This is a genomic window from Enterococcus sp. OL5, from assembly GCF_006491895.1.
Lineage (GTDB): Bacteria > Bacillota > Bacilli > Lactobacillales > Enterococcaceae > Enterococcus_D > Enterococcus_D innesii.
This window is the reverse complement of the sequence record NZ_VHIL01000013.1, coordinates 12596-31593: the sequence shown is the minus strand read 5'-3', so window position 1 is coordinate 31593 and position 18998 is coordinate 12596. Positions and strand designations below refer to the sequence as shown.

Here is an 18998-nt window from a genome sequence, read left to right as displayed (position 1 = left end):
ATGAAAGTAAAATACTATGTTGAGGCAAATTACCAAGAAGTCAGTAAGATCTGTGCAAAACTCATTTTAGATGTCTTAAAAGAAAAGCCAAATGGGTTATATTGCTTTGCAGGTGGTGATACACCCGTAGGAACGCTTAACATCATTGCAGAAGCAGCAATCAACAAAGAAATAGATTTATCCCAGGCAAAGTTTATTGAACTAGATGAATGGGTTGGAATCGATCCGAAAAATGAAGGCAGTTGTCTATCCTATTTAAAAAGAAACTTATTCAATCGGGTTCCTATTGACCTAAAGCAACTTCACACATTTGATCCTTTAGCCGATGATTTAAATGAGGAATGCAAAAAAGCTGATAAATTTATCGAGGAGAATGGAGGATTAACACTGAGTTTGCTTGGGGTTGGAGAAAATGGTCACTTAGGTTTTAATGAGCCTGGTTCGTCCTTCGAAGATAAAGCTCATATAGTGAACTTAGACGAATCAACCCAAAGTGTTGGGAAAAAATATTTTTCAGACGAGAAAGTTGATCGTACGAAAGGAATTACGTTAGGGATAGGACAATTATTACAATCTGGAACAATGATCGTACAAGCTAGTGGAGCAAAAAAGAAATCTGCGATACAACAGTTTCTATGCGGTACGATTACAAAAGAGTGTCCAGTTACTTCTCTATGGTTGCACAAAGATCCTGTATTGGTGGTTGATAAGGAAGTCGTGAACTAAAAGGAGGAAAAAAGATGCAGGTCATTGAGAACAAGGTATTGCCTATATTGCTGAAAATAGGCAATAGTAAACACTTAGTTGCTATAAGAAATGGGATTTCCATGACGATTCCTTTTACTATTGTTGGAAGTATCTTCCTAATCATTGGTAACTTTCCAATACAGTCATGGATGGATTTTGTGTCAAATTGGGGACTGCAGTTGAATGCACCAGTCAATGTTACGTTCGGAATCCTTGGACTGATATCTGCAATTGGCATAGGCTATCATTTAGGAAAAGAGTTTGGTGTTGATGCTATTTCTAATTCGATGCTCACAACTATCGGCTTTCTTCTAGCAACATTAAACGATGACTGGACGATAAATTTGGCTAATTTTGGTGCTAGTGGTATGTTTACCGCGATCATTGTTGGGGTATTTGTCACTCATGCTTTTAAATGGTTTGTCACTCATAATATTGTAATAAAAATGCCAGAAGGTGTGCCGCCCACTGTAGCAACTTCTTTTGCAACGTTAATCCCAGGGGCATTTATTCTGACCGTTATATGGATCGTCAGAACTTTATTAGGGGTTGATATCAATGAAATCATTACTATTGTTTTCCAACCTTTAATGCAAGGGATGGGAACACTCCCAGGCATGCTGTTATACACACTTCTCGTTTGTTTGCTATGGATATGTGGAATCCACGGAGACAATGTTTTGTCTGGAATTGCGACCCCTGTTTTCCTAAGTTATCTTGCTGATAATACGGCAGCTTTTCAAAGTGGTGCAGAAGTACCTCATGTTTTTGCCGATGGATTTTGGATTGTCTTTATGTGTTTAGGCGGAACTGGAGCAACACTCGGTCTAGTGTTAAATATGCTCCATTCCAGAAGTAAGATGTATAAGTCGATTGGACGATTATCTTTGCCGTCAGCTATTTTTTGTATCAATGAACCGGTTATTTTTGGTTTGCCTATTGTGATGAATCCTGTAATGCTTATTCCGTTTATAGCAACGCCTATGGTCCTATGTATCGGTACGTATATCTTAATGAATATTGGTATAGTAGGACCGATTGTTATTCAAGTTCCATGGACTATTCCTCCTATTATTGGTCCTTATTTAGCTACTAATGGTAGTATTGGAGCAGCCGTTTGGTCTTTTGTATCGATTTTCATTTCATATTTTATTTATATGCCATTTTTCAAAATATTGGAAAAGCAGCAAGTGAAAAATGAAACCGCAGAGGCGCAAGAAACGGGAACAACGATTCCTTTGAGTATAAGTGAGTAGATAGAAGAAGCCTATTTTCCATCATTCATTAAGATAAGTATTTTTAGGTATTAGAAAATAACTTTAAAAAAGTATATTGGAAAAAAGACGATTGTCCTTCATGATTCTGATAGTTTCAATAATAAAACAACAAATAGCATCATTATCTAAGCGAATCAGTAAATGATTCGCTTTTTTTAATGTTGTATTTTTTATCATTTGCTTCTATCAATAAAACCTTCTCGAATACTTTATTGGATGTTATGGTAATCCTTGAAATCTCCTCTTCGGTCCATCGTTTAAAAAAAACGGAGTTTCAGTTGTGCCGAGAAATGATGGCGATTTCATTTTGTGCAAGCTATAGTTTAGGTGGGGGTAGCAAATATGATTCATTTCAAATTGACGTATCTGTTTTCAGAACCAAATATTGAGGCGTTTCTTCAGTTGACGAAGTGGAGGGATGAGGAATTTCTGGCGGAGATTGCCAAGATCAATCAAATCACTGAACAGCGGTTGAATCAACGAATCACGATGCATGAGGGAGAAGTTTTGATTCCTTCGCTGATTCAACGAAAATGGGCGGAAATTCTTTTCGATGTCCAGAAGAACACGTTGTTTTTTTCGGAAGAAGAGCGGCGGTCCTTGATTTATCTTCTGACTTTTTCAGCAGAGAAAGACTTATCCGTCTACCAGTTTCAAGAGCTGTTCTATGTCAGTAAAAATACGATTTTGAAGGATTTAAAGGGGATCAGAGAGGAACTTGCAGCTTTCAAGATTCAACTATTGTACTCTCGAAAATATGGCTTTTATCTAGAGGGAGAGGAATATCAGATTCGCGCTCTTGCTTTTCGAAAAGTCAGTGCGTTATCCAATACGAAAAATGGGAATTTGCTTTTATTTGAGGGAATCTATGAGCAGAATAAAACGATGTATATTCAAATAAGAGATCGTTTGTCCGCAACATTGACTGCCTTCAATCTGGTGATCGTACCGAGCCGCTTCGAAGAAATGCTTTATTTTCTTAATTATTTATCCTTTCGGATGGCAGAAACGTCTGTTTCTTTAGCGGAGACAGAAACATCGCTGCTACAGTCGCTGCATGTCCATCAAGTTAGTCAGCAGTTTTTAGCAGAATTTCCTGCCATCAAAGATCGGAAAACAGAAGAACTTTATGTAACGATCCTGTTGAAAACGATTCTGCAAGGAGATATCGAAGATACTTCATTAGAGTTTTTATTGGAATGTGCCAGTAAGATCATTCATGAAATGGAACGGCTGGCAGCTATCGAGTTTGTGGACTATCGCACCCTTTTGATGAACACATTCTATCATCTTGTCCCGGCGTATTTTCGAATCCGCTACGGTTTTCCACTGGAGAATGTACTGATTGAAGAAATCAAGCTGCAATACAATGAGTTGTTTGAACTGACGAGACGAGCACTGGGTTCTTTAGAAGACCTAGTCGGTACGATCCCTGATGAAGAAATCGGTTATTTTACGATTTTGTTTGGTGGAGAAATCAGTAAACAAAAGGCCAAACGTGATTACTTCCAATTGAATGCATTAGTTGTCTGCCCAAGCGGCATCAGTTCATCCTTGATTTTGGAATCAGAATTAAAGGAACTGTTTCCCCAGATCCATTTTTTTCCGGCTCGTTCGATCGAAGAGTATGAAAATGTTCGTTTCAATGACGAGATTGATCTGATTTTTTCCAGTGCCCCGATCAAAACCAAACGACCATGTTATGTGATCAATCCGATTATGACGCCCATTGAGAAGGATGAACTGCTTAGAAACGTACAAGCGGCATTCTTTCCTTCAAAAACTGGTTTGCATTCCATTGACGATGTGTTAGAAGTGATTTTGCCCTATGTTGATTTAAAAGCAGGCATCAGTAAGCAAAAGCTGAGAAAAATTTTGCAAAGAAAAATCAATCGAGAATTGAATAGAAGGGAAGACCAACGTCCGATGTTATCAGATTTATTAACAGCAGAAACCATCCAATTTACTGAGGTGCCGCTGACTTGGCAAGAAGCCATTCGAGAAGCTGCTGCGCCATTAAAAAAGACCAATAAAATTGAGGAACAGTATATAACCGCCATGATCAATAAAGTGGTAGATCACGGTCCTTTTATCCATATTGGAAAAGGCATCGCTTTGCCCCATGCGCGTCCAGAAGATGGGGTCAATGCGATCGGGATGTCGTTATTAAAAGTCAAAGAGCCAGTGCTTTTAAATGATGATCCGCAACACCCCATTCAAGTGTTTATATGTTTGGCGGCGGTTGACAATGAGCTCCATCTAAAAGCGTTAGCGAGTTTAACAAAAATTTTGTCGAATAATGAAAAACTAACTGCGTTACTTTCCGCAACCACTGCGGATCAAATAATTGAAGTGATCAGAGAAGGAGAAGATGAAAAATGAAATTTGCAGCAGTGTGTGGGTCAGGATTAGGATCAAGTTTTATGGTGGAGATGAATATCAATTCTGTTTTAAATGAATTGGGTGTCTCAGGTGTGGAAGTGTCCCATTATGATTTAGGAAGTGCCGCACCCGATATGGCGGATGTTTTCTTTGTTGGTGGCGATTTAGCCGATAGTGCGCAGCATCTAGGTGAGATCGTGGTGTTAGACAGTATTATCGATCTCGATGAATTGAAGCAAAAGGTTCAAGCCGTTTGTCAGGAAAAAGGATTACTATAAAAAGGAGTAGACAGTCATGAACGAATTTTTAGATATTCTTGTTGATATCGCGAGTACCCCAGCGATCCTAGTTGCACTGATCGCCGTTTTGGGGAATGTGCTGCAGAAAAAAGACATTGCCACGATCGTCAAAGGGGGCATCAAAACCTTTGTTGGGTTTCTCGTGGTCACTGCCGGGGCTGGGGTGATCGAAAGCTCTCTGGCGCCATTTGGGGAGATGTTCCAAGCAGCCTTTAACATGCAAGGGGTCGTCCCAAATAACGAAGCAATCGTTGCGCTGGCTTTGACGACTTACGGCACCTATACCGCACTTATTATGTTAGCCGGAATGGCCTTCAATATTTTGATTGCCCGTATCACTCGCTTTAAATACATTTATTTGACTGGGCATGCCACGTTGTATATGGCTTGCATGATTGCGGTGATTTTGAGCGTTACTGGAATGAATACTTTTAATCTAGTTTTATTTGGCGGCTTAGCGTTAGGGATCTGTAACACGATTTTCCCAGCGATCGCACAACCGTTTACTCGAGAAATTACTAAAAATGATTCCGTCGCATTGGGGCATACGGGGAACTTCGGCTATGCATTGAGCGGATTGATTGGGAAATACGTCGGCAATAAGGAAAAATCTACCGAAGACATCAATTTTCCGAAAGGCCTGTCTTTCTTGCGGGACTCTACTGTTAGTATCACGATTACGATGGCTGTTGTATACGTGATCGTAGCAATTTTTGCTGGGAGTGAATTTATTACAGAAAATCTTAGCAATGGCACGAACTCGATCATTTATTCGTTGCAGCAAGCCGGTTCGTTTGCCGCTGGTGTCTTTGTGATTTTAGCTGGTGTCCGTCTGATTTTGGCAGAAATCGTACCAGCTTTAAAGGGATTTCCGAAAAGCTTGTTCCTAATGCGATTCCTGCATTGGATTGTCCGATTGTCTTTCCTTATGCGCCAAATGCTGTTCTGATTGGTTTTCTAACCAGCTTTGTCGGTGGAATCGTTAGTTTGATCATCATGGTCTTCACAGGAACAACCGTTATTATTCCAGGTGTCGTGCCCCATTTCTTCTGTGGCGCAACGGCAGGTGTTTACGGCAATGCAACGGGTGGTGTGCGAGGCGCCGTCATTGGTTCCTTTATTCATGGGATCATTATCAGCTTCATGCCGATCTTGTTGATGCCAGTCATGGGGGATCTTGGGTTCCAAGGCTCAACTTTCTCTGATACCGACTATGGAGTTGCAGGGATCTTCCTAGGAAACTTAGCCAATATGGGCGGTCAAATCGCCATCTTCTCAGGGATAATTGCGGTAGTCGCGGTCTTGATCGGATTGACGATTTTCAAGAAAAACAGCCGGGCAAAATCTGTTTCTGAATAAATAGAGGATGGAGGGATAAATAGTGGCAATCAGTGAACAAGAATACCACGAACTCGAAAGATTAGCGGCAAAGATTCGTTTAGATACCCTTTGCAGCATCAAGAAAATGGGGCAAGGCCATCTGGGCGGTTCCTTTTCAATTGTTGAACTATTGGCCGTTTTGTACGGCAAACAGATGCGGATCAATCCACAAGATCCACAGTGGGCGGACCGTGACCGACTCGTTTTATCAAAAGGGCATGCCGGCGCCGCACTGTATAGTGCATTAGCAAATAGTGGCTATTTTGATCGGTCGTGGTTATGGACGATCAATGAGGGCGGCACGAGACTACCTTCCCATCCGGATCGCTGGAAAACGCCAGGGGTTGATGCCACCACAGGTTCACTGGGGCAGGGGACTTCCATGGCTGCTGGGATCGCGACGGGTCTGCGCTTGGCAGGCAAGGACAATTTTGTTTATTTGATCGTCGGAGATGGCGAACTAAATGAAGGACAGTGCTGGGAAGCCTTCCAATACATTGCCCACTTCAAACTGAATCACTGTATCGTCATTATTGATGACAATAAAAAACAGCTAGATGGGCCAACCAAAGACATTCTTGATCCCTTTGACATCCAGCAGAAGATGACTGCTTTTGGCTTTTATACAGAAAAAGTTCTAGGGGCAGACATGCATGCCATTGATGAGGCAATCGAGCGTTGCAAAGCAATCGAAGACCAAGCGGTTTGCATTGTCTTGGACAGCGTGAAAGGACAAGGCGTTCCTTTCTTTGAAGAACTAGATGCCAATCACTCCGTGAAGTTTACCACGGATGAAATCAATCAAGCGGCAGAAGCGGCAATCAAAGAATTGACGATAAAAATCGAAGGAGGACGCTAAGGAATGTTTACATTAAGCAAAACCACTGCTGCTGGTAAAGAGCTGCGAACATGTGTCGTTGACACATTGGTGGAACTCATGGATGAAAATAACCAGCTAGTTGCGTTGGATGCCGACCTTGGCTCTGCCAGTGGCTGGACAACGATTGCTAACAAACATCCCCAACGCTTTGTCAACATGGGGATCGCGGAAGCCAATATGGTTGGCGTTGCGGCTGGCTTGAGTTTAACTGGCTATACACCTTTTATCCACACCTTTGGGCCATTTGCGACGCGTCGGGTATTCGATCAGTTGTTTATTTCTGGCGGTTATGGCGGCAATACGATCAACATTTACGGTTCTGATCCAGGGTTTGCAGTCGGGCACAACGGCGGCACCCATACGACATGGGAAGATGTGGCTTTGATGCGAATGATTCCCCAGTCGATCGTCTGCGATGCAGCGGATGAAGTCCAAATGGCGTGGATCATAAACACCTTTAGCCAATTATCAGGCATTCATTACGTACGAGGCAATCGGAAAGCGGTTCCGACAATTTATGAAAAAGGCTCGACCTTTGAACTAGGAAAAGGCAATATTTTAAGACCAGGCGATGAACTATTGTTGATTGCCAGTGGCCAATTGGTTTCTGAAACACTGCAAGTGGCAGAAGAATTAGCAGAAGTAGGAATCAGCTGTGAAGTGATCGATATGTTTACCATCAAACCGATCGATAAAGAACTGATCATCCGTGAAGTTCAGGGGAAACGGCAAGTCATCACCATCGAAAATCATTCTATCACCGGTGGACTAGGGAGTGCCGTCGCCGAAGTGCTTGCTGAAACTGGCAGTGCTGTCTCCTTAAAACGTATTGGTGTCAACGAACGATTTGGCCAAGTCGGCACACCCGACTTTCTGCAAAAAGAATATGGCTTAGATGCTGCTTCAATCAAGCAGCAAATCGTCGAGGGGAAGGTCAAGGGATAGAAAAAGGAAGCATCAACGAATCAATGGTTGATGCTTCCTTTTCATTCCTTTCAGGTCTTGTAAAAAAGCGTCAAACAGCGCGTAAGTCCTGCTGTTTGACGTTTTTTTGTGTGAACTAAGACAAAAACCAGCGCCGTAACTTTTCTGCTTCAGTTAATGGAAAGTAGAACAGCTTACTTTCGGTGAGAGTATCTTCGGTTTTGATGGTCAGCTGTGACTTGCCAAGCCCTTTTTTGTGCTGCCAATACGTCGTGGTGACGGTGAAATCTTGGATTTTATTTTTCTTCAGATAAGCGGTCACCTTTGATAAGCCGCGAATCGTTTGACACAACAATACGTGGTTGTCTAAAAATTGATAGCCTTGTATTTTGCCCCGCCAGATGCTTGATAACACGAAGGAACCAAAGAACACGAAGAAAATCAGCGCTAACCACCAGAAAAAGAAGGCGGAGATTCCTACAGCAAGCAGCCCGAGAAGCAGTGGCCAACGGCAAAAGTACCAAAAGTTGGGTCGCGGATTTTTCACTAGAGCGGTTTGTTGAAACGACCATTCGGGTAAAAAGCGGGCCAATGTTTCGGTCAGCTGCGCCTCTTTTAAAATGGGGAACAGATAGACCGTATCATCGCTTTCTGAAGAACTGCCAGCAGCCAGCAGTAACTTGACGGAGCTTAGATGAAAGATCCGGCGATAAAGGTTTTGTTCGACACTTAGCCCTTGGATCCTAGCGAGGGGTATCGTTTGGTGTCGTTTAGAAAACAAGCCTTGCGTGATCAGCAGCTGTTGCTGGTTCGTTTCCACCGTAAAGCCATAATAGCGGAAAAGATTTCTAGCGATCGCAAGGAAGAAAAACAAAATCAGCAGTCCTAGCAAAAGCGCAGCACCTAATAAAAGGCCGAGTTGTTGCAATTCCGATGCATAGGCAAAGAGATTGGGAATGTTGTCGAGCACGTTGTAGCCGATGACTAGAACCAAGGTGAAAACAGAAAAATCAGTGATAGAAAACAAGAAAATCTCCTTGAATTTCAAAGTGAATGTTTCTAACGGCGGATTTGCTGTTTCCTCACCCGAAAAAACAGTAGCGTAATTATTGGTTGGTTCTTCTCCACTAGCTGCTTGGGCAGTCGGCTCTTGTGGTGTCGCAGCTGCTTTTTTTGACGCTTCGATGGAGGCAATGAGAACCAGCGGCAACGCTGGGAAAAGAATTTCGGCTTCGCCACTCGAACTTGCGGCGCTTTCCAATTTCACTTCAGCTAGTTTAAACGGACGTAAATAAAAGTAATGATTCTCTTGAATGGTTTGGATGCGTTCAAACGGCAAAATCGTTTGTTTTTGGATAAAGAGTCCTTTGTTGACTAGCACACTCGTTTGATCGATTTGAAAGGTAAAGCGGGTGTATGACAGTACCGCAAAAATCAAACAGACCAGTAAAAATAGCAGAATGCCGCCCAGAATCATTGGCAAAGAAGGGGCGTCGTTGAATAATTTGAATACAAGCAGAAACGCTAGTACCAGAAAATTTTTGCAATTTTTGAACCAATAAAGACCGATACACAGCAACGGCAGTCGTTGTTTTTCATAGATCATCTTTGACCACCTCGACTAAAGTCATAATGGTTTCTCGCAAGCGTTCGGCTTGCGCCACTGGTAGGCCTTCAATGGTGTGGTTGGTGGCAGCCGTATGGATCTGTAAGGAGACTAAGGAGTATTTTCGCAAAAAGATCCCTTGGTCTGTTTCGATATGCTGGATTCGGCGGATCGGAATATACGTGGTGCTGCGGAATAGATAGCCGTGTTGAATGGCGATATCATTTTCTTGGATCTCGTAGCGATGGAATTTGTAACGGTAGCTCATTAGCACAAAAGAAAGCAGATGGCTGATCAAAGTCAGCGCCAATACGCTTGACCAAAGGGTGATCACCCAGAAATGCAGCCAGTTTTGCGTGGCTAGAAACCAAAAAGAAGCAGCGAAAATCAGGCTGAAAATAATCAGTGACGTAATCCTTCGCAACCGCCAAACACGAATGATGGTTTGAGGCATTTGTTCATTTAATAAGGGATAATTCAAGGGAAACATCCTCTCTACATAGAAATAAATAGGGTTACCCACAAATATAGTGGAGATAGAAGAAAAAAACAAGGTCAGGAATTAAAAATAGTTAATTGTGATTTAAATATTTTTGCGAATAGGTAAAAAAAAGAAAAAGCCACGTTTAGCTAACCAATGAGCATGAGTTTGTTCGTCATGAAAAAAGCGAATCTGCTATTGACTCTCCCTCAAGAGGAGCCAGTATGCGTTAGTAGAAAGAGGCGATTGCTATGGAAAATGATTGAGGTTGCTGGGCTGTCAAAAGAAATCAATGGACGCAAAACAATTGATCAACTGACCTTTTTGGTATTGGAATACCGCTGGTCGTACTATTTTTGACCAATAGGATTGGTGGAGATAAAGTGAGGGGGGCTGTTTCTTATACATCCCAAGATAGTGATTTGACCTTCAGGCAGATAGAAGAAGTACTAGAAGCAGTTTGTACGGTCCATAATGGAGCCTATGCTGCAGTTATTCAGTTTGTTGAAAACAACGGCTATCGAATCACAGGGCCTTTTCGTGAAAGCTATATTGATGGCATTTGGAAGAAAGAAAGTGAAGAGGAAGGGCTGACTGAGATCCAGCTTCCTGTTGAAAAAATCAGCAGGCGACAGTAAGCAGAGACGTAGTTTGATGCAATTTTTTTGTTAGGCAAGGTGTGAATTGCAGTAAGAACTTCTTTTATCGAAGGAAAGCAGGCGAATCTCATTGACAAATCGGCTGGCTCCTTCTAAACTAAAAGCAGAAAAACAAGAGAAAAAGGTGATGGCTCCGGCCTATCTGCTGTTATTCCTTCGCTAACAGGGGTAGGACTGGAAAAGAGTAAATAAAATCAATTTCATAGGCAAAAAATTGACTGCATGCAGTTTTATTTGAAGAGCCTATCATTGATTTTATTTTACTCTTCGCTTTTTGATCTTCATCGTTTGAAGGTTGACCGCAGAGTGAAATCTGCGGTCTTTTTTGTTTTTCAATTATTTTGAAAGGGGAAAAGAAGATGTACCAAGAATTGAGAAAAGCAATCGAGCGGCCACCGCTCTATAAAAAAATGGCAGAGGCGTTTTGGGACGATGCGTATATTTCCAAGCAAATGTTGAAGGCTCATTTGGATCCTGATTTTGAGGGAGCGAGTAGAAAGGTTGACTTTATCGACGAATCCGTTCGATGGATCAGTCGCCTTGTGCCGCCAGAAAAACAGACGCAACTTCTTGATATCGGTTGTGGGCCAGGGATCTATGCGGAAAGATTTGCAGCGCTGGGCTATGAAGTGACAGGGGTTGATTACTCCAGAAGGTCCATCGCCTATGCGAGAGATTCCGCGAGTAAGCAGCAATTAAATATTACCTATCTATTTGATAATTATTTGGAGATGGCGTTAGCTCAGCAATTTGATTTTATTACCTTGATTTATTGCGACTATGGTGCCTTAAATCCAGAGGAACGCAAACTACTGCTAAAAAATGTGCTGGCGCATCTAAAACCGGGGGGCAAATTTTTGTTCGATGTATTTACGATTGCACAGTTTTTAACGCTTAATGAAGAGCAGACCTGGGAAAGTAAAGAATCAGAAGGGTTTTGGCGGGGGGAGCCCCATCATGTGCTGAATCAACGATGGAAATATCCTGATCACGTCTTGCTGGAGCAAACAACGATTTTATCAGAAGATGAGGTCACAAATTATTATTTATGGACGACCTATTTTGCAAAAGATGCATTGATAAAAGAAGCTAGGGTTGCCGGTTTTGATATTTGTGAGATATTCGGTGATGTCAAAGGCAGTCCTTATAGCGAAGAAGGCTCGACAATGGCGATGCTACTGAAAAAACTATTCCCTATCTGAAAGAGTGGTTTTCTGTAAATAGAAAAAAGAAACGACGATTTTCTGTCGTTTCTTTTTGTTTGGCTCCGGCACTGATCAATCAATTTTTTTGTTCTAATGATCGGGCCCATTCAACACCACTCATTCAGCTAAGCGTCGAACCATCGTAATATCTGTTTCCAGATAGCCCATTTTTTTGTATAGCTGATACGCAGATTGATTATGGGCAAAAACGTGCAAGCCGATCTCAGTGATGCCTTGCTGGACCGCCCACTTTTCCAAAGCCTGTAAGGCTTTGGTACCATAGCCTTTTCCTCGCTGGTCTTCCTCGATAATAAAGTCATAGATGAAGGCTTTCTGGGCAGCTGTGTTGACCCAAATCACTCCGATCGGTTCACTAAAATCAGCTGCAAATAAAGAAAACAAGTGATTGTTTTCAGTGGCAGTCCCTTGAGGAAGCAAAGAAGCAAAACTCTCTTTGGCGAGGGTGAGGGCCTCGTCTTTGGTCCATGTGCCCGCTTGGACTTTGTCATTGGCGTATTCTAAAACAGCATTGGCTAAGTAGGCAGCATAGTCGCTGTCTTTCATTGGTATTAAGTTCATCTATTTCTCCTTTTGTCCTTTTCGGCTCTTCTTAACCTACAGAATGATTGTAGGCATGAGAAACAAGGACATTTGATATGGAATGGTTTGTTTCCCCTTTAGTTGAAGGTCTCTGACAACGGGTCTCGTCGTTTAAACAAAAACAGGTCATCCTGTGCAAACTGGTAGAGTCCATCGCAAGTATAGCCTCGCAACCAGTCAACCCCATCGATGCGGCGAATGTAGAATCCTTTGGGGAAATCGTCGGCTTTTTCCAGTGGCATAGAAGCGATCGTGATTGCAGCAGCTGGCGCTTTTCCGTGGGATTTCAGTCCGGTACTATTTGCCAGTTGACGATAGCTGAGGCGAAAATGTAAGGCCATTTCCAAGGTACAATCGGTCAATCCGTAAGAAAATGCAGCTGCAAAAATCTCCGTCAAAGCCCCACCTTGTGTGAGTCCTAGTTCTTTAAGGGAAACAATCACACAAGTAGCACACTGTTTATCGGCACTGAGGGAGAGCTGGGGATGGCGCAAGAGCTGGTTGGCATACGCGTTTAAGTGAATCTGATTTTCTTCCAACTGCTGGCAAATGCGGGCTAGCGAAACCCCGCCATAGTCTACGATCACTTCTTTCAAATCAAACACTCCTTTCAACTAGGGATCCTTTTCTTGAAAAATCAGTTCGCACCCTCGTTCTTAGACAAATTGGCATAAATCGCAGCAACTTCTTCTTGGTAACGATTCTTTAGTCGAGGGGGACTTAAAATACGCAGGCTTTTTCCAAAAGAGAACAAATAGGGCACCACCCAGCTTTCCTCGGGTAACTCAATGGTAACGACAGCAGTGCCTTCCTCCGTCAAAGTAATATCCTGATGATCGAACTCATCATATACCCGATAAAGAACGTCGGCTTGAAAGAATAGACGAGCAGGATAGGTGGTAACAGTCAATTCAATGGCAGAATCAGGCGCAGTGACCGGAAAAAAATGCTGGTCAGTGAGGTGGACCTGACTCATGCGGCTGATTTTAAATGTCCGAAAGGCATTCTTTTGCTGGTCGAAGGCATGCAGATACCATGCTTGCGAACGAAAAAGCAGTTTGTAAGGCTGACAGACGCGTTTTTGCGGTCCCTGTTTACTGATATAGTCAAAGGTGATCACGTGGTTCGTTAAAATACTCTTTTTTAATAAATCAAACGTGTCGTTGCCGTTTTCTCGCCGATGCCAAGTGGAAAAATCAACTTCTAGCCAGTCTGTATCGTTTTGCTGGAATAAGGATTGCAGTTTTGCCAATGATTCTCCGCTGATCTGTGGCGTCAGCTGGCGAATCCCTTTCAACGCCAAAAGCAGGTTTTTCCGTTCTTCCTCTGATAATAACACTTTATCCAACACAAAACTGCTTAACAAATAAACGCCGCCATTTCGACCCGTTTCGGTATAGATGGGTACGCCAATACTGCTTAGGGTATTGATATCTCTGGTGATGGTGCGAGTCGAGACTTCAAATTGTTTGGCTAATTCAGAAGTGGTTGCTTTTTCATGATTCAACAGGTGGTAGATAAGGCCGAACAGGCGTGTCGTGCTCACTTGATTTACTCCTTTTATAAAAAGATGATAAAACACTGACAGAAGGTGTCTAGGTTTCTATCGTATCATAAAGACAAAGAAGGAGGAACTCCAATGAAATTTTCGATAATGGCAACGGAAAGAACCAATAATTTTACTGATCCAGCGATTCAAGCAAAAATCACTGGCTTATGGGAGAAAAACAGCGAGGCGGTCAAGAAAGCCGCAGAAAAAGGAACAGTCATCGCTTGCGTTTACCACGAGTATGAGTCAAACTATCAAGGAGACTATGCCGTTTCGCTTTGTTTCGAAGAAACGGAGCAAGCAGACTTTGATACAGAAAAATATACTTGGAAAATGTATCCGGTCGATCGGCGCGATGCGCAGGGCATTCTGACTACTTGGCGTCAAATCTGGTCAGAGGAAGAAAACCAGCAGCTACAGCGCAAGTATTCCTTTGATTTTGAACAGTATGCACCAGACGGCGAGGTGGCGATTTTTATCGCCATTGAAGAAAGCGACAAAGAGTAACCATTTTCCTGAATAGGAGGACAGTCAATGAGACAGTACGAAAGCAAAGCAGACTTGATCCAAGAGATCACAGAACGTTACCAAAAATTTCGCCAAGAATTTGTTGAAATTCCCGAAGCGTTACGAAATCAGCGAACAGCTGGGGTCGATAAGACGCCTTCAGAAAACCTGTCTTACCAAATCGGCTGGGTCAGTTTGTTATTGTCATGGGAAGCACAGGAACAACAAGGGATGAGCGTTCACACACCTGCTGAAGGATATAAATGGAACAACCTTGGCGGATTGTATCAATCTTTTTATCAGACATACGGCAGTTTGACCTTAGCACAGCAGCAAGAACTCTTAGATCAAAAGGTGACGGCCCTTTGCCAGTGGATCGAAGGCTTATCCGATCAGGAATTGTTTGAAGCAGGGCAACGGGATTGGGCAACCACCAAAGCACAGTGGCCAGTCTATAAATGGATCCATATCAATACAGTAGCGCCGTTTACCAATTTCAGAACGAAAATCCGAAAATGGAAAAAGGAAGCACTGCATTGATCAACAGAGAAATGAATGAATCGAACAGGAAAATCACACCCTTTTCATAGTGTGATTTTTTGCTGTACATAAAAAACGGTTCATTGAGAAACAATGGCAAAGAAGCGCCAGTGGCTTGCTATCAATTGTGAGAGACTGAAAATCGTGCTATGATGGCGTTAATCAGAGCAAGGAGGAAAAAGCAGATGTGTGGTGGCATTATTTCCCAAAAAATTGCCTAAGCCCATGTAGATCAAGACCAGCAAAAAACGATTTACATGGGAGGAATAAATGATGAAAGAAAACAAATATGATGACCAAACGTTTTTTACGAAATACAGTGAAATGACTCGTTCGCAAAAAGGCCTGCAAGGAGCTGGGGAATGGCAGACGCTAGAAAAAATGTTGCCTGACTTCGAAAAAAAGCAGGTACTTGATTTAGGCTGCGGGTATGGATGGCATTGCCAATATGCTGTAGACCATGGAGCGGCAGCAGTACTAGGAACTGACATTTCTCAACGGATGCTTGAGGAGGCCAAGAAAAGGCACCCTGATCCGAAAATAACGTATCAATGTGTCGCAATGGAAGAAGTGACACTTCCTCCAGCCTCAATAGACGTTGTTTTAAGTTCATTGGTGTTTCACTATGTGGCAACGTTCGAAACATTGATCAAAAGTATATCGGTCTGGCTGAAATCTGGTGGTGTGCTGGTATTTTCGGTGGAGCATCCGGTTTATACGGCGGAAGGATCGCAAGATTGGCAGTATGATAGGCAGGGGGAAATCCAGCATTTTCCAGTCGATCATTACTATTATGAAGGCAAGCGGCAAGCGCGATTTTTAGGTGAAACGGTGACCAAATACCATCGTACCCTGACAACCTATTTAATGACCTTATTGCAAAACGGCTTTATTTTAGAAAAGGTGATCGAGCCACAACCACCAGAAGAATTACTGGAAGTACCGGGAATGAAAGACGAAATGCGCCGACCAATGATGCTGCTAATAGCTGCTAGAAAAAGCTGACTTAAAGAATTGTTAAACAGTTGATCTGTGAAGATCAGCTGTTTTTTTGTTTTGTGTCATCGTAAGAAATAACTGGAGAAGCCTGTGACCGCTTAATGTCTAGTTAGTGGAGTTAATAAAATAAACTGTTATTTTAAGTGCTAAAGTGACGCGAAGGTGACAAAAATGAAACGCCAATTCGTAAAAGGGTATGCTATATTTTAAACAGTACTTGTTTTTTTACAGAAAAAAAGCGGGGAGTCGATGGCGTATCTTACGCAATCGACGCCAATTGGTTTTATAGAAAAAACACAAAACCATTCCCAAGTCTGATGCAAGTTTGCTGAATATTCAGCAAAATAAAAGTAAATGACTAAGAATAGAAAGGGTGAGGATCATCAAAAACAACCAAACCATTGGCTTGACGTCAGGAGAAGTCAAGGCGCGGGTGCAGCGCGGTCAAGTCAATAAGACAAAAAAGGATACGACGAATACGTACCCGAAAATCCTTTTTACCAATATCTTTACCTTTTTCAATTTGATCAACTGTGTCCTATTCTTTCTCGTCTGTTTGACGGGTTCTTATCAAAACGGGTTGTTCGTCTTTGTTGTCTTCAGCAATGTGATCATCAATCTCTTTCAAGAAGTTCGTTCCAAACGAACGCTGGATAAGCTGGCACTGCTAAAAGTTGCCAAAGCCGATGTTTATCGGGATGGCAAGCTGGAGAATTTGCCGATCCACAAGCTCGTAATGGATGATGTGTTACGACTGAAAAGCGGGGATCAAGTGCCGACGGATGCCAAAGTCATTCAAGGATCTTTAGAAGTCAATGAATCCTTGCTGACTGGTGAAATGGATACGATCCACAAGCAGCCAGCAGACGAGTTGTTTTCTGGCAGTTTTATCACTGCTGGCGAAGCGTTATGCCAAGTGATCCACGTAGGCGCTGACAACTATATCGCAAAAATCAACAAAGAAGCCAAAACCATCAAACGACAAAAATACTTGATCCAAGGCAGTTTGAATAAAATCATTCGTTGGATCAGCTTGATTTTGGTGCCGTTATGTACCCTCTTATTCGTCAAGCAGTTCTATTTCTCTCATGCGGCTTTCAACACAGCCATTTTACGGACGGTGGCGGCAGCTGTGGGGATGTTTCCCGAAGGATTGTTTTTATTGACGAGTGTCACATTGACCATCAGTGCTGTCTATCTGGCGCGCAAAAAAGTGATGGTGCAGGAATTGAACTGTATTGATGCCTTAGCACGGGTCGATGTGCTTTGCTTAGATAAAACCGGTACGATCACCGAAGGCAAGATGACGGTGGAAAAGACGATTTCCTTTCAATCGTACACACCGTTGGCAGAAATCACTGGTAACTTAATGGCGCAGCTACCCGATCAGAACCCAACAGCAATGGCGCTGCGGACCTTTTTCCCAGAAAAAACGACGTACCAGATGCAGCAAGTCGTCCCCTTTTCATCAGATCGCAAATTCAGTTGCGTCATGTTTGAAGGACAAGGCACTTATTTCATCGGAGCTGCGTCGATTTTACTGGGAACCAACCATGAAGCTGTCTTAAAACAGGAAAGACAGCTGGCAGAAGAAGGCTACCGTGTGATCGTTTTGGCTCACAGTACGCAAGGCTATGAGGAGGCAGGACTGCCGACGGATATTGAACCGCTGGGCTTTTATTTACTATCAGACACGATCCGTGAAGATGCCAAAGAGACCTTGGAGTATTTTCGTTCACAGGCAATCCAATGCAAGATCATCTCTGGCGATGATCCAGTGACAGTCAGTCAAATCGCGAAAAAAGTCAATCTACCAGGAGCAGCTGATTTTATCGATGTGTCAAAATTAACTGCGACCGAATTAAAAGAAGCTGTCAGCAACTATCAGATTTTTGGTCGAGTGACGCCGCAACAAAAGAAAGAAATGGTACTCTTCTTGAAAGAACAAGGGCATACTGTCGCGATGACTGGCGATGGCGTCAACGATGTTTTGGCGCTGAAAGAAGCCGACTGCTCCATCGCGATGGCTTCCGGTGTCGATGCTGCGCGTCAAGTATCAAATTTGGTGCTTTTGGAAAATCAATTCGATGCTTTGCCATCGGTCATGGATGAAGGCCGCCGAGTGATCAATAACATTACTCGCTCAGGTTCATTGGTGCTAGTGCAAGTCTTATTCTCCATCATGATCACTATGGGGACGTTGTTATCAGGAACGACCTATCCTTTTGAGCCGATCCAATTAACGATCATCAATGCCTGCTTTGTCGGCATTCCGACCTTCTTTTTAAACTTTGAACCAGACTTCAATCGGATCAAAGGGGACTTTATGACGACGATTTTCAAAAATGCTTTTCCAACAGCCTTGACGATTACGGTAGGAACTTTGCTGATCATCAACTTTGGCTATTGGTTCAACAGCAGCAGTAAAGCTCTATCGATCATGAGCATTATTTTTACTGCTTGGAACTATCGCTTGATCCAGAAAAAAGTCTATCCAGCGATCAACAGCTATCGAACGATGATTTTTTTCAGCACCCAGATTTTGTACTTTGCCGCCTTGATCGTCGGTCGTGACCTCTTTAACCTGGGCAATACCAGCTATCTCAACCTCATTCTCTTGATTGCCTTGTTGAATTTTTCCGCCTATATGCAACGCTTTGCGGATAAGGGCATCGAGCTGCTGATGCGAAGATATACGAAGAAACGTAAAAGCTTGTCAAAAGAAATGATTCAGTAAATGGTAGGAAAAACTGATTGCTTGAGCAGCTCTTATAGCGTGCTAAGCAGTCAGTTTTTGTTTTCAAATAAATTTTTATTTAAAAGGAGTTTGTCTCTTGCTATGAAACTCGTTTCATACCGTACAATCAACCAAGGGACCTTTTCAGAAAATTTGTCGAAAGTGGAACAACTAATTTTCTATGGTAGACTTAGGTCACTAGCAAAACAATCAGATAGGAATGAAA

At 42.7% G+C, this 18998-nt stretch carries 18 protein-coding genes and 1 pseudogene; 14 read left to right on the top strand and 5 right to left on the bottom strand.

The annotated features are described in order from the left end of the window. From FJU10_RS14145 to FJU10_RS14115, 7 genes and pseudogenes are all read left to right on the top strand, one after another. Positions 1–726 carry a glucosamine-6-phosphate deaminase gene (locus FJU10_RS14145; protein ID WP_034878070.1) on the top strand — a complete coding sequence of 242 codons (726 nt, stop codon included), beginning with the start codon at positions 1–3 and terminating at the stop codon, positions 724–726. A 14-nt stretch (positions 727–740) separates the two neighbouring features. Then, on the top strand, positions 741–2003 hold the full coding sequence (locus FJU10_RS14140; RefSeq protein ID WP_140966199.1) for a PTS sugar transporter subunit IIC: 1263 nt from the start codon (positions 741–743) through the stop codon (positions 2001–2003). A gap of 363 nt (positions 2004–2366) precedes the next feature. Beyond that, positions 2367–4406, top strand: coding sequence for a BglG family transcription antiterminator (locus tag FJU10_RS14135; RefSeq protein ID WP_086299098.1), 2040 nt, complete (start codon positions 2367–2369; stop codon positions 4404–4406). After that, positions 4403–4684: a PTS sugar transporter subunit IIB gene (locus FJU10_RS14130; RefSeq protein ID WP_005227537.1), complete on the top strand. Its 282-nt coding sequence runs from the start codon at positions 4403–4405 to the stop codon at positions 4682–4684. The genes FJU10_RS14135 and FJU10_RS14130 overlap by 4 nt, the downstream gene beginning before the upstream one ends. Positions 4685–4700: 16 nt before the next feature. Further along, positions 4701–6064, top strand: a pseudogene (locus FJU10_RS14125) (PTS ascorbate transporter subunit IIC). Positions 6065–6086: 22 nt separating this feature from the next. Beyond that, on the top strand, positions 6087–6944 hold the full coding sequence (locus tag FJU10_RS14120) for a transketolase (RefSeq protein ID WP_140966198.1): 858 nt from the start codon (positions 6087–6089) through the stop codon (positions 6942–6944). Between the two features lie 3 nt (positions 6945–6947). Next, complete coding sequence (locus FJU10_RS14115; RefSeq protein ID WP_140966197.1) at positions 6948–7910, top strand: transketolase family protein; 963 nt, start codon at positions 6948–6950, stop codon at positions 7908–7910. A gap of 115 nt (positions 7911–8025) precedes the next feature. Here the strand turns inward: FJU10_RS14115 and FJU10_RS14110 are convergent, their stop codons facing one another. Next, on the bottom strand, positions 8026–9495 hold the full coding sequence (locus FJU10_RS14110) for a PH domain-containing protein (RefSeq protein WP_140966196.1): 1470 nt from the start codon (positions 9493–9495) through the stop codon (positions 8026–8028). Further along, positions 9485–9976, bottom strand: a complete 492-nt coding sequence (locus FJU10_RS14105; protein WP_189372338.1) for a PH domain-containing protein — start codon at positions 9974–9976, stop codon at positions 9485–9487. Before FJU10_RS14105 ends, FJU10_RS14110 begins: the two co-directional genes overlap by 11 nt. 177 nt (positions 9977–10153) lie before the next feature. On the opposite strand from FJU10_RS14105, the gene FJU10_RS19445 reads away from it, so the two are divergent. The 3 genes from FJU10_RS19445 (at position 10154) to FJU10_RS14090 (ending at position 11837) form a co-directional block, all read left to right on the top strand. Next, entirely contained in the window at positions 10154–10336 is a 183-nt protein-coding gene (locus FJU10_RS19445; RefSeq protein ID WP_223273076.1) for a hypothetical protein, read from the top strand. Positions 10337–10359: 23 nt separating this feature from the next. Further along, positions 10360–10614: a transcriptional regulator gene (locus tag FJU10_RS14095; RefSeq protein WP_140966194.1), complete on the top strand. Its 255-nt coding sequence runs from the start codon at positions 10360–10362 to the stop codon at positions 10612–10614. Positions 10615–10994: 380 nt separating this feature from the next. Continuing rightward, entirely contained in the window at positions 10995–11837 is an 843-nt protein-coding gene (locus FJU10_RS14090; protein WP_140966193.1) for a class I SAM-dependent methyltransferase, read from the top strand. Between the two features lie 120 nt (positions 11838–11957). On the opposite strand, the gene FJU10_RS14085 is transcribed toward FJU10_RS14090, so the two are convergent. From FJU10_RS14085 to FJU10_RS14075, 3 genes are all read right to left on the bottom strand, one after another. Further along, positions 11958–12419: a GNAT family N-acetyltransferase gene (locus FJU10_RS14085; protein WP_140966192.1), complete on the bottom strand. Its 462-nt coding sequence runs from the start codon at positions 12417–12419 to the stop codon at positions 11958–11960. Between the two features lie 98 nt (positions 12420–12517). Continuing rightward, a complete protein-coding gene (locus FJU10_RS14080) occupies positions 12518–13027 on the bottom strand; it encodes a helicase (RefSeq protein ID WP_223273079.1) in 510 nt (169 codons plus the stop codon). 50 nt (positions 13028–13077) lie between these two features. Beyond that, complete coding sequence (locus tag FJU10_RS14075; RefSeq protein WP_140966190.1) at positions 13078–13986, bottom strand: helix-turn-helix transcriptional regulator; 909 nt, start codon at positions 13984–13986, stop codon at positions 13078–13080. Positions 13987–14079: 93 nt separating this feature from the next. Between FJU10_RS14075 and FJU10_RS14070 the strand changes: the two genes are divergently transcribed. From FJU10_RS14070 to FJU10_RS14055, 4 genes are all read left to right on the top strand, one after another. Then, entirely contained in the window at positions 14080–14496 is a 417-nt protein-coding gene (locus FJU10_RS14070; RefSeq protein WP_140966189.1) for an effector binding domain-containing protein, read from the top strand. 27 nt (positions 14497–14523) lie between these two features. Next, entirely contained in the window at positions 14524–15036 is a 513-nt protein-coding gene (locus FJU10_RS14065) for a ClbS/DfsB family four-helix bundle protein (protein WP_005232023.1), read from the top strand. 273 nt (positions 15037–15309) lie between these two features. Then, positions 15310–16041: a class I SAM-dependent methyltransferase gene (locus tag FJU10_RS14060; RefSeq protein WP_189372335.1), complete on the top strand. Its 732-nt coding sequence runs from the start codon at positions 15310–15312 to the stop codon at positions 16039–16041. A gap of 367 nt (positions 16042–16408) precedes the next feature. Continuing rightward, entirely contained in the window at positions 16409–18772 is a 2364-nt protein-coding gene (locus tag FJU10_RS14055; protein ID WP_140966187.1) for an HAD-IC family P-type ATPase, read from the top strand. The last annotated feature ends 226 nt before the right edge of the window (positions 18773–18998 follow it).

Coding starts and splice junctions, on each gene's coding strand:
- FJU10_RS14140 (WP_140966199.1), top strand. CDS start 741: ATGCAGGTCATTGAGAACAAGGTATTGCCTATATTGCTGAAAATAGGC.
- FJU10_RS14060 (WP_189372335.1), top strand. CDS start 15,310: ATGAAAGAAAACAAATATGATGACCAAACGTTTTTTACGAAATACAGT.
- FJU10_RS14065 (WP_005232023.1), top strand. CDS start 14,524: ATGAGACAGTACGAAAGCAAAGCAGACTTGATCCAAGAGATCACAGAA.
- FJU10_RS14085 (WP_140966192.1), bottom strand. CDS start 12,419: ATGAACTTAATACCAATGAAAGACAGCGACTATGCTGCCTACTTAGCC.
- FJU10_RS14145 (WP_034878070.1), top strand. CDS start 1: ATGAAAGTAAAATACTATGTTGAGGCAAATTACCAAGAAGTCAGTAAG.
- FJU10_RS14110 (WP_140966196.1), bottom strand. CDS start 9,495: ATGATCTATGAAAAACAACGACTGCCGTTGCTGTGTATCGGTCTTTAT.
- FJU10_RS14070 (WP_140966189.1), top strand. CDS start 14,080: ATGAAATTTTCGATAATGGCAACGGAAAGAACCAATAATTTTACTGAT.
- FJU10_RS14115 (WP_140966197.1), top strand. CDS start 6,948: ATGTTTACATTAAGCAAAACCACTGCTGCTGGTAAAGAGCTGCGAACA.
- FJU10_RS19445 (WP_223273076.1), top strand. CDS start 10,154: ATGAAAAAAGCGAATCTGCTATTGACTCTCCCTCAAGAGGAGCCAGTA.
- FJU10_RS14090 (WP_140966193.1), top strand. CDS start 10,995: ATGTACCAAGAATTGAGAAAAGCAATCGAGCGGCCACCGCTCTATAAA.
- FJU10_RS14135 (WP_086299098.1), top strand. CDS start 2,367: ATGATTCATTTCAAATTGACGTATCTGTTTTCAGAACCAAATATTGAG.
- FJU10_RS14130 (WP_005227537.1), top strand. CDS start 4,403: ATGAAATTTGCAGCAGTGTGTGGGTCAGGATTAGGATCAAGTTTTATG.